This window comes from Pseudobacter ginsenosidimutans (genome assembly GCF_007970185.1).
GTDB lineage: Bacteria > Bacteroidota > Bacteroidia > Chitinophagales > Chitinophagaceae > Pseudobacter > Pseudobacter ginsenosidimutans.
This window is the reverse complement of the sequence record NZ_CP042431.1, coordinates 6,545,384-6,557,345: the sequence shown is the minus strand read 5'-3', so window position 1 is coordinate 6,557,345 and position 11,962 is coordinate 6,545,384. Positions and strand designations below refer to the sequence as shown.

9 protein-coding genes are annotated in these 11,962 nt (G+C 47.7%); 5 read left to right on the top strand and 4 right to left on the bottom strand.

Features of this window, described 5'->3' with window-relative positions; genetic code table 11:
- The first annotated feature begins 43 nt into the window (after window positions 1-43).
- The 5 genes from glk to FSB84_RS25650 all read left to right on the top strand — a co-directional run bounded on the left by glk (window position 44) and on the right by FSB84_RS25650 (window position 6,701).
- Window positions 44-1,111: a glucokinase gene (gene glk / locus FSB84_RS25670; protein WP_130540694.1), complete on the top strand. Its 1,068-nt coding sequence runs from the start codon at window positions 44-46 to the stop codon at window positions 1,109-1,111.
- A gap of 33 nt (window positions 1,112-1,144) precedes the next feature.
- Window positions 1,145-3,256: a carboxy terminal-processing peptidase gene (locus FSB84_RS25665; RefSeq protein ID WP_130540693.1), complete on the top strand. Its 2,112-nt coding sequence runs from the start codon at window positions 1,145-1,147 to the stop codon at window positions 3,254-3,256.
- 68 nt (window positions 3,257-3,324) lie between these two features.
- Window positions 3,325-4,305, top strand: a complete 981-nt coding sequence (locus FSB84_RS25660; RefSeq protein WP_147122367.1) for a TonB-dependent receptor — start codon at window positions 3,325-3,327, stop codon at window positions 4,303-4,305.
- The gene (locus tag FSB84_RS25655) at window positions 4,290-5,855 is read left to right on the top strand and encodes an outer membrane beta-barrel family protein (protein WP_158644118.1); all 1,566 of its coding nucleotides are present in this window, start codon (window positions 4,290-4,292) and stop codon (window positions 5,853-5,855) included. Before FSB84_RS25660 ends, FSB84_RS25655 begins: the two co-directional genes overlap by 16 nt.
- Window positions 5,856-5,876: 21 nt before the next feature.
- Entirely contained in the window at window positions 5,877-6,701 is an 825-nt protein-coding gene (locus tag FSB84_RS25650) for a hypothetical protein (RefSeq protein WP_130540691.1), read from the top strand.
- On the opposite strand, the gene FSB84_RS25645 is transcribed toward FSB84_RS25650, so the two are convergent.
- The 4 genes from FSB84_RS25645 to FSB84_RS25630 form a co-directional block, all read right to left on the bottom strand.
- Window positions 6,685-7,062, bottom strand: coding sequence for a nucleotidyl transferase AbiEii/AbiGii toxin family protein (locus FSB84_RS25645; protein ID WP_192909889.1), 378 nt, complete (start codon window positions 7,060-7,062; stop codon window positions 6,685-6,687). The genes FSB84_RS25650 and FSB84_RS25645 overlap by 17 nt on opposite strands.
- Window positions 7,063-7,279: 217 nt before the next feature.
- Window positions 7,280-7,597, bottom strand: coding sequence for a DUF6922 domain-containing protein (locus FSB84_RS30850; RefSeq protein ID WP_165434870.1), 318 nt, complete (start codon window positions 7,595-7,597; stop codon window positions 7,280-7,282).
- Window positions 7,598-7,664: 67 nt separating this feature from the next.
- A complete protein-coding gene (locus tag FSB84_RS25635) occupies window positions 7,665-9,863 on the bottom strand; it encodes a patatin-like phospholipase family protein (RefSeq protein WP_158644117.1) in 2,199 nt (732 codons plus the stop codon).
- Between the two features lie 118 nt (window positions 9,864-9,981).
- Window positions 9,982-11,952 carry an ABC-F family ATP-binding cassette domain-containing protein gene (locus FSB84_RS25630; protein ID WP_130540689.1) on the bottom strand — a complete coding sequence of 657 codons (1,971 nt, stop codon included), beginning with the start codon at window positions 11,950-11,952 and terminating at the stop codon, window positions 9,982-9,984.
- Between the last annotated feature and the right edge of the window lie 10 nt (window positions 11,953-11,962).

The following is an 11,962-nucleotide window of genomic DNA, read 5'->3' as shown; positions in this document are numbered from 1 at the left end:
TATTCAGGAATTCAAAAAAAAATAATGCCTTATCTTTATTACGATGAATGTAACTAGTAAGGCACTGACGATCCCGCTTCATTTACCGGCAAAAGACAATATCCCGGCAGAGGGCATCACTATCCTCGCAGGAGATATTGGCGGCACTAAAACACATCTGGCCCTTTTCCGCGCAACCGCGGAAGATGTGCAACATCTGCATGACCAGAAATTCAGGTCACCCGCCTATGCCAGTCTCCATGAGATCATTGCAGAATTCCTGCAGGTAAAACCTGAACTGATCCCTGACAGGATCAGTCTCGGTGTTGCTGGGCCCGTCCTGGACGGCGTGGTAGAGCTGACCAATCTCAACTGGACGCTCAGTGTGGAAGATCTGCAGGACAGAACAGGAGTAAAGGATGTCCGTCTCATCAATGACCTGGAAGCAACAGCTTATGGCCTCGCTGCATTGAAGCCTGATGATTTCTTCACAATTCACGAAGGAAGCCAGTCGCCCCGCGGCAACATGGCCATCCTGGCCCCCGGTACAGGTCTCGGAGAAGCAGGGCTCTTCTGGAATGGCAAATCGTATTCCCCTTTCCCCACAGAAGGCGGGCATTGCGATTTTTCTCCCAGGACCTCATTCGATTTTGAGCTTTGCCAATACCTTTCCGCGCAATATGGCGTTGTTAGCTGGGAGAAGGTTGTGGCCGGTCCAGGTATTTACGATATTTACCAGTTCCTGCGTGATGTGAAGAAAGTGGAAGAGCCCCAATGGCTTACCGAACTCTGGCCCACTGAAACACATCCCAGCGCGAGGATCAGCCAGACAGCAGCAGAGAACGGCGCTGCTATCTGCGTGGAAACCATGCAGCACTATGTGCGTTATCTCGGCCATGAAGCAGCCAACCTGGTGCTGAAAATGAAAGCCACCGGAGGACTGTTTCTCGGAGGAGGCATTCCACCCAAGATCAGTGGACTGTTGCAGCGCGAAAATTTTTACAGTCATTATATGGATAGCGACCGTATGCAACATCTGTTACAAACAGTACCTGTCCGCATCATCAGAAATGAACAGACCGGCCTGCTGGGCGCTGCCTGGTTCGGCGCATATGGTCAGGTTACATTATAACGAACATCAATAACCGCCTAAAGAGGGTAGAGCATGAAGAGTACTTCTTTTTTTAACCGTACATTCTTTGCAGGTTCTGCTATTTGCCTGCTGTCCATTCCCGCCATTGCGCAGAAAAGCAAAGTGGTGGACAATGTAGATCTCGTTTTCCATAACACCACCGGCATGTTGCAGCAGATCCATTATGCGCCGCAACCTCTGAACGACCATTTCTCCGGACAGGTGTTCACTGAATATCTTCAGCAACTCGATGGCGGCAAAAGATTCTTCCTCAAAAGCGATATCACACGCTTCAGGGAATTCGAATGGCAACTGGATGATGAAATGCGCGGCAAGATGGTGCAGTTCTACAAAGTAGTGAACACCGTTTACAAACAACGCGTGAAAGAAGTGGAGCAGATCATCAAAGACCTGCTGGCACAACCCTTCAGTTTCACCAACGACGAATATTTCAACGACTCTCCCAAAAATATCCTCTACTGCAAAAACAGCGATGAACTGAAAACACGCTGGAAGAATTACCTCAAATACCAGGTACTGGTGCAGTACGACGATCTGCTGGAACAGAGGAAAAAAGATACTGTCAATCACTTCACAGATGCGCAACTGGAAACAAAAGCACGCGAAACCGTTGCCCGCATCGAGAAGAGAAGCATGGAAAATATCCTCAAGCTCACTGCTGATGAGGAAGCATTCAATCTCTATCTCAATTCCATCATCAACCTCTACGATCCGCATTCCAGCTACTTTCTTCCGGTTGACCGCCGCGAATTCCAGGAAGGCATGAGCGGTATCTATTATGGTATCGGCGCTTTGCTGCAGGAACAAAATGGAAAAGTGAGCATCGCTGAACTGATGATCGGCGGGCCAGCATGGAAATCAGGACAAGTGGAAAAAGGAGATGTGCTGGTGAAAGTACAACAGGGTGGAAGCACCGAAAAAACGGATCTGGCAGGACTGGCCATGAGCGAAGTGATCAAGCTCACACGCGGTCAGAAAGGCACCACTGTTACCATCACCTTCCGCAAGAATGATGGCTCTCTCAAAGACGTAACCATTCAGCGTGAAGCCCTGCAGCTTGAAGATACTTTCGTGAAATCTGCCATCATCAATGATTCATCTGCGAAGATCGGCTATATCACCTTCCCGAAATTCTATACCAACTTCGGAGATGCCAATGGCAGAAGCTGTGCTACAGATATGGCGCTGGAACTGGAAAAACTCAAAGCGGAAAATGTGGAAGGTGTAGTGATCGATATCCGCGACAATACTGGTGGCAGCCTTGGCGAAGTGATCAATATGGTGGGTCTCTTCATCAAACAGGGACCTGTGGTGCAGGTGAAAAGTTCTATCGGAACTCCTTACGTGAGCACAGTCAATAATCCTGGAGTTCTGTATGATGGTCCGCTGGTTGTACTCGTGAATGAAATGAGCGCATCTGCTGCCGAGATCTTTGCAGCCGCCATCCAGGATTATCACCGCGGCATTGTCATCGGCGCTGCCTCCACTTATGGCAAAGGATCTGTGCAACGCGGATTCGGTGTGGGCGAAACAAAGAACCAGATCGGTCCTGATAACCTGGACCTCGGCACCATTCATATCACCCTGCAAAAGTATTATCGCATCACCGGCGCAGCCACACAGCTCAAAGGTGTTTCTCCCGATATCAAACTCCCCGGCATCTATGAGCCTTACAAGATGCAGGAAAAAGATAATCCTACTGCGCTGAAATGGGATACCATTGCTGCCGCTCCATTTGCACTGAGCAATCATAGCGAAGAAGTAAGCAGGACCATTGCTGCTGCCGGAGGAAGGATCGAAAAAGATTCATCGCTCCTCGCGCTTCGCAAGAATATCCACTGGCTGGAGAACAGGAGCAACCTGCATTCCATGAAGCTGGACAAATACCGTGCAGAGAAAAAACAATTACAACAGACCATCGCCACCATTCGCAAACAATTGGTCACTGCAGACAGTCTGCCCGTGATCAATACTGCCGATGTGCAGGAAGAACTGAAACATAAAGAACAATTCCGTAACGACAGCAACAAGGCCTGGCTCAACAGTCTGAAGAAAGATCTTTTCCTCAGCGAAGCCATCCTGGTAATGCAAACCTGGTTCAAAACCAGAACAGGTAATAGCTGATCCGTTAATTCCAGCTCAATATTTCCCAATAGCGCATATTTTTTAACTCATCCGACGTCATAAGCCAGATGAAGAAGCTACTATTACTCATTCCCTGTTTATTTTTTGTATGGCAGGCTTTTACTCAGGCTGTTACACATAGTGAAAAAAGTACTGGCAGATTGTACGGAAAAGTGATAGATCCCAAAACCGGCAAGGGCGTGGATGCTGCAAGTATCCGCCTCTACTTTGCTGCCGGTACCGGCGACAGTCTCGCGGGCGGCATGCTCTCCCGCCAGAACGGCGATTTCTCTATCGATCAATTACCGGTAAAAGCATCTTATAAACTCCAGATCACAGCTATTGGTTATAAAGAGGTCAATCAAACTGTTTCTTTTCCCCCGGCAAAAGGCAAGGGTGAGGGGCCTGTTGAAACGGATCTCGGGAATATCAAGCTCGAAGCCGAATCGCAGATGCTCAATACAGTTACGGTAGTGGGCACTAAACCAGCCCTGCAAATGGGAGTGGACCGTAAAATATTCGACGTTGAAAAAAGTCTTACGGCCACCGGAGGTACAGCCATCGATGTGATGAAAAACATTCCCAGTATCAGCGTGGACGTTGATGGTAATGTGGCCCTGCGCAACCGTGCACCACAGATCTTCGTTGATGGCCGCCCCACCATTCTTACACTGGAACAGATCCCTGCAGACAATATCGAAAGAGTGGAACTGATCACCAATCCTTCTGCGCAGTTCGATGCAAGCAGTACCGGCGGCGTGATCAATATCATTCTCAAAAAGAACCGTAAACTCGGATTGAACGGACTGGCTTCCGTTGGCGCAGGTACGCCGGGCATCCTGAACGGATCGCTCAACCTGAACCTCCGCCAGAACAAATTCAATTTCTTCGTAAGCGGTAACTACAACAGGAACGGGGCATCGCCAAAGGCGAAACCTATCGTACCAACAAAGAGAATGGCGAGCCCGGCAATTACTTCAACCAGTTCTCAAGGGCTGACAGAACAAGGGCTTTTGCCTCTGCGCGTTTTGGTGTGGACTATTTTCTAGATAACCGCAATACTTTAACGTTCTCTCATAATTTCACTGACGGCAGGTTCTCCACCGATGAAAAGCAGGACCAGGTATATCTGACAGCCGCAAAGCTGACTGATCATTTGGGATACCGTACATCAGACAACAATGCAGATTTCCAGCGCAATCAATCGCAGTTCCTTTTCAAACACAAATTTGCCAAACCAGGAAAAGAGCTGAACGCTGATGTGAACTATGCCTGGAGCAAGAACAATGATTTCACCCGTATCCTCAATACCTATCAAAACCCCGATGGCAGCCCGTTTGCGCCCGATAATCTCGTTCACAATATCGGTAACAGCAAGAATGACCAGGTGACCATCCAGGTGGATTATACAGACCCGAGAGGAGAGAATGCTAAACTGGAAACGGGTTTGCGCACTTACATCAACAATTACAGCAGTGTGTTTGATGCATTGAGCATCAACAACGGTAACTCCATCAAACTCCCGCTCAGCAATAATTACAAGTACCAGGAAATGATCAATGCCGCTTACATTACCTATACGGATAAGATCGGCAGCATTGGCTATCAGCTTGGTTTGCGTGCAGAGTATTCCAAATTCGATGGCAACCTGGTGGACAGTGCCTTCAAATTCGGTTATCAGTATCCGAAAGATTTCGGCAATCTCTTCAACGCTCTTTTTCCCAGCATCTTCCTGAACAAGAAACTGAGTGATGATGATGAGCTGCAACTGAACTATACACGCAGGATCCGTCGCCCGAACTTCTGGCAGATGAATCCTTTTGTAGACATCAATGATCCATTGAACCTGCGCCAGGGAAATCCTTCGCTCACGCCGGAATTCACCAATTCGTTCGAGCTGAATTACAACAAGACCTATACCGGTGGTAACTTCCTGGGTGTGTTGTATTATCGTCTCTCTACCGATGAGATCACGCAATACAGCGATACCATCACTACTGCACAGTTTGAGCAGCTCAACAATGCGGCGGTTGATCCCAATGCGATCCTGAACACTTTCATCAATGCCAGTAGTGAGCACAACTGGGGGGCTGAGTTCACGCTTCAGCAGAAATTCGGCAGCAACTTCGATATTACGCCCACCGTGAATATGCAGTACACCAAAGTGAATGCAAAAGTGGATGAGACCGATCTCAGCAATGAAGGTTTCAACTGGGAAGCCAAGCTCACAACCAATTACAAGATCAGCAGTCCGTCTCCCGTATGGAACAAGCTCGGCTTCCAGGTGGTAGGTGAATATGAATCGCCGGAAGTGATCCCGCAGGGTAAGCGGAAAGAGCGTTACAGTATAGACGTGGCGCTTCGCAAGGATTTCCTGAAAGACAATAAAGCTTCCGTAACAGTGGCCGTGAACGATGTGCTCAACTCGCACCGCTTCGGCGCAATTTATGATACCGAAAATTTCTACCAGGACTTTTTCAGGAGAAGGAATGTGCGTTCCGCCAGGATCACCTTCACCTGGAAATTCGGTAAGAGCGATTTCAACCTCTTCAAGAAAGAGAGGGGCAATGGGGGAGAAGACATGATGCGGGATTCCTAAATTTTTGTATTTTGGGGTTGTATGAAATACTCTTTTACCCTCTTGTTGCTGTTCATCATTGCTGTGCCGGCCTCTGCACAGTACATTACGATGATAAACAGTTTTGCAAAACCTGAACAGCATGTAAGATCCGGAAAGCCAGCGAGGATCATTGATACTTATACTTCGCGCTTACAGGGCTCCAAATTTATTAGCAGGAAAGAAATCAGTTTTGACTGGTCCGCAAGGAGGATCAGTTACAGTCGTTATGATAAAAAAGGAGTGCTGACCCATCAATATGAAACGAACCTGGATTCATCGCTGCAAAAAGTGCTGTACCTGGTGAATGTCAATTATGAGCCGAAAGGAATTATCCGGGATAGTTTCTGGTTTACTTACGATACAGCAGGAACGCTTACCCGTATGCAATGCAGCTTCAATGGTAATTATAGTTCAAGCGATCTCAAAGTCAATGCTGAGGGGCAGGCTGCCAAAGCGCAGGTGACCAATCGACAGGGAGAAATAATTGCTCTGGAAAAAGCTGCATATCATCCTGAAGACAACTACTATGTGATTTCCCGCAAGGCGAACTGGAATGATGAAAGGCTTGTTCAGGATACCCAGCGAATTGATCAGGACAAATACTGCTCCATCATGGATGAAAAAAAGTTGTTCAATGAACAGGGGGATATGACGTATCAAAAACTAAAGGGGAGGAACAACCGAACGGGAGCGGAGTATGTGAACGAATACGAGTATGATGATAAGGGAAACTGGTTAAAGAAAACGGCCTATATCATTGACAGGAAAACCGGTAAACGTAAACTGATCAGCCGATCTGAGCGGGAGATTACATATCAGAAGTGAAAATCAGTTTATCGGGGAAAGCCAATATTTGGTTAAGACGCTCATGGGTATGCTTCCAGTCATACTCTCTGTCCAGCATTTGAATTGCTTCTGTAAAATCAATATCATTCTGATATGCTAATGATTTGAGAGCTATCGTTGGGTTCCTTGTAACATACTTTTCTTCATAAGCGTTGACCATCTGATTGAGCGTAAGTGATGACGAAAGATAGGCAACATCAATAAAATCTTTAAGCCTTGTACCATTGCCCACAATCGCATTAAGCTTCATGGCAGCAATATCTTCCGGGCTGGCCAGGCGTGTACCTTCAATTACTTGTAAAGGTTTGATTAAAGGGTATTGATGGGCGAGAAAGTCCACTTTTGTTTCTCCAATGAATCCCTTAAGGGTGTTTTTTGCTTGAAAGTCTACTTGAAATTTGTAAGTGTTTTCTAGATGTGTAAGTAGGGCACTCTCATCAAATGGTGCAATGGTGAATAAATCCAGATCATGCTAATTCGATGTCCAATTTGCAATGCAAGCGCTGTTCCTCCTGCAAGATAGAAATCCTTGATCATCTCATCCTTCATCAATGAGCTTAGGAGGTCCAGCGTTGAGGCTGAGACTGTTTCTTTTCGTAGCATTTCATTGAGGTTAAAGGGATATTGAAAAGAATACTGACAAAATTCATGTCTTTATCATTCAAATAGGGGATTTCAAGAATAGCAGATTTTACCCCTTCCATACCATATGTATTTAATATAAAATACCAGTCGTTAGGCCAACCTCTCTCAACGACTCTCTGAATAATGATATTTCTCATTTTAAGAAAATCAACCTCTTCAAAGTTATACTCCCAGAGCAATCTTGGATTCAGTGTTGCATTTGGGAAATTGGTATGATTATCGAAATACATTTTGAAATTTATGATAGACCGAATTTATGAATTTTCTATGTTAACCAAAACAGTAATATCCTCTACATCAGAACGGAATCCCCAAATTAATATAACTCTGCACTCTCTTGGTCTGATCACAATACATCGCAGAGATCTCGAGCGGCCCCAATGCAAAATTATAGGCAAACGTTACTGCATAACCGGAGAAGAAATCCGGGTAATCGAAGTACTCGCTTTTGGTGAAAAGATTATTGAACAGCACATTTGCCCTGGCGGTGATATAGGTATTGCTGAACATCATCACGCGTGCTCCGCCCTGAAGCGCCACCAGGCTGGGGCTGTAAATAGTTCCTTCCTGCAATCCTGCAAAAGTGATCTGGTTGCGGAATGTTTTGGTGAGGCCGCCAACAATGAATTCGTTCAACACATTCTGTTCATATCCGAAATTGGCGCCGCCCTGGATATTAATCAAACCTGTGGTTCTGCGGCTGAAAGGAATATAGCTGTCGAAATTGGCTGTGATCCTGGGATAGGAATCGCCGGAAATCATGTCTTCCGTAGCAGGAATGGTTTGATCGCCTACAATGAATTTGATGCGCGGGCTCTGTCTGGCAATATATCCGGCTTCTGCTTCAAATCTTACGCCTCTGCGGGGATATACGGCTTTATCGAGCGAGTTATGCGCTACATAAGCGAAGTTGGTCACCCAGCTGTTGCTGCCCTTGAAATTGAAATCCGTTGAGATGGTGGGCGTATATCTGACCCAATCCCATCGCGATCCTACACCGATAGAAAAGGTCCGTTTGGCTGAGAACTGGAACCGGCCTCCTGTGCGGAAGAGATTCTGTTTGTACAGCCCGTCCTGTTTGTATTTATCGTAGGTATAAGTGGCTACATCGAAACGGTCGAACTGAAGATCGGCAATCAGTGCGAAGTTCTTCAGTCTTCCGAAATATTGCAGGTGCTCACCCTTCACGCGCATGCTCTCACCGATGTTGAGCGATACCATGCTGCGTGAGTTGGTGAAGAAGAAATTCCTTGTTGTGAGATTGGCGATCACACCGATGCCGCTGAAGCGGTTATAATGCAGGCCAAGCTTAGCAAAAGTGAGCGGGTTTTCCGTTACATCGAAGATGATGCGGGCAGTGCCATCGGGCTGTGGTTCCAGGGAATAGGTAACGCGTTTGTAGTAGCGAGTACCTACTGCCTGACGGATCATATTGGCCAGTCGTTTGGCAGAATAATATTGATTGGTGACGAAGTTCATGGTATGCGTGAAGAAATCAGGAGACGTTTTCTCTGTTCCTCTCACTTCATAAGAACTGATCTTTACATAGTCCACATGTGGAAGACGGCCGGGATTGGGAGGCTCAACACCGTAGATCGCGTCCAGCGAATCCTTCAGCTGTTTGAGGCGGGGATAGAGCTCCCTTCCTTCTTCCAGTCCCAGGTTGATGATGGCGCCTGCATCGGAGAAACTGCCCATGCTGAATTTGTCCATCTTGAAGGGAATGTAAATATCGCATTGGGGCACTTCGTTCTTATTGTCTTCCGCTTCGCGAAAGAAAGCCACCTGCATCAGGATCTGGAAAGCGTTCCGAACTTTATCGGAGGGCAGGAGGCCACTGGCCACATTGCTGCCGATCACGTAATCGGCGCCCATTTCCTTTACATCGCGAACGGGAAAGTTGCGGATAAGGCCGCCATCGATCAGTCTTTTCCCATTATAGTCCACGGCCGTGAACACGGAAGGGATGGCCATACTGCTACGGATAGCCGAAACAATTTCGCCTTCCTTCATTACTACTGCTTCTCCATTGCCTACATCCGTGCCGATGCAACGGAAGGGAATGCTGAAGTGATCGAAGTTCTTGATATTGTAAACAGGGAAGAAGAGCTCGGAGAATTTGATCCAGAGTTCCTGTCCTTCCAGCACCCCGCTGGGCAGGCGGAAACGGTGGTTCACCCAGGGTAGCTCGAGTATGTATTTCGAGTATTCGTCTTTTTCTTCCATGAAGATACTGCGGAGAGAGCTCTGGTTGCTGAGGAGCAGGTCCCAGTCGATACTCCTGGCGATCTTTTCGATGCTGTCTGCAGAATATCCGATAGAGTAGAGGCTGCCGATGATACTGCCCATACTGGTACCCGTTATATAATCCACTTTGATGCCGGCGGAGTCGATGGCTTTGAGGATCCCGATATGCGCCAGTCCTTTAGCGCCGCCACCACTGAGGGTAACGCCGATCTTCGGACGTCCGGTGCGGGTCTGGGACTGGGCTAACAACAACGAACACACGCAGATTATCGTCAGCACGAATTTCCTGGCTAAGAGTTTCCACAGCATATCACCAATTTAAGAAGGAATGGGTAACCTTCAATGTACGGACGGCGAAAAAATTATGTTATTTATTCGCCTGTTCTTCCAGTTCCATCACTTTCTCAAATGCGGTCTCATATTGCGCATTCAGGTCCTTCAGTGATGCATTGATGGTTTTGAGACTGCTTTCCGTTTCTATGAATTTGTTTTTATCTGCATATGTTGATGGATCGGCCAAAAGGGCTTCTTTCTCAACCTTCTGCTTATTGAGGCTATCGATCTTCTGTTCCAGTTCACTGAGCGCCTTTTGTTGTTTCTGCAGTTCCTTCTTCAGTTCCTTATTGATGGGTGCATTTACCACGGGTTTTGCGGCAACGGGCTCCGGTTTGGGGGCAGGAGCAGGCTCGGCCTTTTTTTCCTGTTTCTTTTCTGGCTGGCCTTTGCCAGCAGCATTGCGGGCCATCCTCTCTTTCCATTCCACCCATTCTTCATAGCCACCATCGAATACTTTGATAGCGTGATCGTCTATCTCCCAGATCTTATTGGCTACTTTGGAAATGAAATACCTGTCGTGGCTCACCATGATGATGGTGCCCTGGTAGCGGTTCAGTGAATCGATCAGCAGATCAACCGAGTGCATGTCCAGGTGGTTGGTAGGCTCATCCAGCATGAGGAAGTTGGCCTTGCTCACAATTGTTTTGGCGAGTGCCACGCGGGCTTTCTCACCACCGCTGAGTACTTTGATCTTTTTATCTGCATCGTCTCCGCTGAAGAGGAAACAACCGAGCAGTGTGCGCAGCTCCAGTTCAGTCTTCTGAGCGCCGCAGGTTTTCATTTCATCAAGCACTGTGTTATTGAGGTCCAGCGATTCCAACTGGTGCTGTGCGTAAAAACTTTCTTCCACATTGTGGCCCCAGCGGCGGTCGCCTTCGAATTGTTCGATGCCTGCGATGATACGGAGCAGGGTGGATTTCCCTTTTCCGTTGGCGCCGATCAGCGCGATCTTATCGCCCCTGTCTATCTCTGCGGACGTATGTTCAACGATGGTATTGTCGCCGAACTTCTTGGTGATATCTTTCAATTCCACCAGCACTTTGCCGGGCACTTTGTCTACCTGGAAATTGATGCGGATATCGGGTCGCTCCACAATCACTTCTTCCACGCGCTCAAGTCTGTCGAGACGTTTCACGATGCTCTGCGCCTGTGCGGCTTTCGAAGCCTTGGCCTTGAAGCGCTCGATGAATCTTTCCTGCTGGCGGATATAATCCTGCTGGTTCTCGTATGCGCGTTGTTGCAAATCTGTACGGATCTCTTTTTCTTTCTGGAAGAAATCGTAGTTGCCGTTGTAAATATGCAGTTGACGCTGGTACACTTCCACGATCTTGGTGACCATCCGGTTGAGGAAATATTTATCGTGGCTCACGATCACTACGGAGCCCTGGTAATGTACGAGGTATTTTTCCAGCCATTCGATAGACGGAAGGTCAAGGTGGTTGGTAGGCTCATCCAGCAGCAGCAGGTCCGGCGCCATGAGGATCATCTTGGCCAGGAGCACACGCATACGCCAGCCACCGGAGAATTCTTTGTAGGGGCGTTGAAGAGAGGCATTGTCGAAGCCGAGGCCCTGCAATACTTCTTCGGTACGGTGGTGAATGGTGTAGCCGTCCAGGGTATCCATTTCATGGAGCCTGTCTGTATACGCGATGAGGGTGTTTTCGTCTCCGGTCTTTTCCAGTTCGATCCCCAGTTCTTCGATCTCCTTTTCCAGTTGCAGCACACGCTCGAAGGCGCCAAGGGCCACCTGGAGGATGCTTTCATTGGTGTCGAAGCTCAGGAGGTCCTGGTGCAGATAACCGATGGTAGTGGTTCGGCTTCTTTCCACTGTGCCTTCTGAAGGGGAGTATTGTCCAACCAGCAGTTTGAGCAAAGTAGACTTCCCGGTACCGTTGAATCCCACCAGCCCGATGCGTTCATTGGGCTGAATATGCCAGGTGGCATTTTCAAAAAGGATCCTTGCTCCAAATTCAAATGTTACGTTCGTCAGTCCTGCCAGCATAAAGATGTTG

Coding starts and splice junctions, on each gene's coding strand:
- glk (WP_130540694.1), top strand. CDS start 44: ATGAATGTAACTAGTAAGGCACTGACGATCCCGCTTCATTTACCGGCA.
- FSB84_RS25665 (WP_130540693.1), top strand. CDS start 1,145: ATGAAGAGTACTTCTTTTTTTAACCGTACATTCTTTGCAGGTTCTGCT.
- FSB84_RS25660 (WP_147122367.1), top strand. CDS start 3,325: ATGAAGAAGCTACTATTACTCATTCCCTGTTTATTTTTTGTATGGCAG.
- FSB84_RS25650 (WP_130540691.1), top strand. CDS start 5,877: ATGAAATACTCTTTTACCCTCTTGTTGCTGTTCATCATTGCTGTGCCG.
- FSB84_RS30850 (WP_165434870.1), bottom strand. CDS start 7,597: ATGTATTTCGATAATCATACCAATTTCCCAAATGCAACACTGAATCCA.
- FSB84_RS25630 (WP_130540689.1), bottom strand. CDS start 11,952: ATGCTGGCAGGACTGACGAACGTAACATTTGAATTTGGAGCAAGGATC.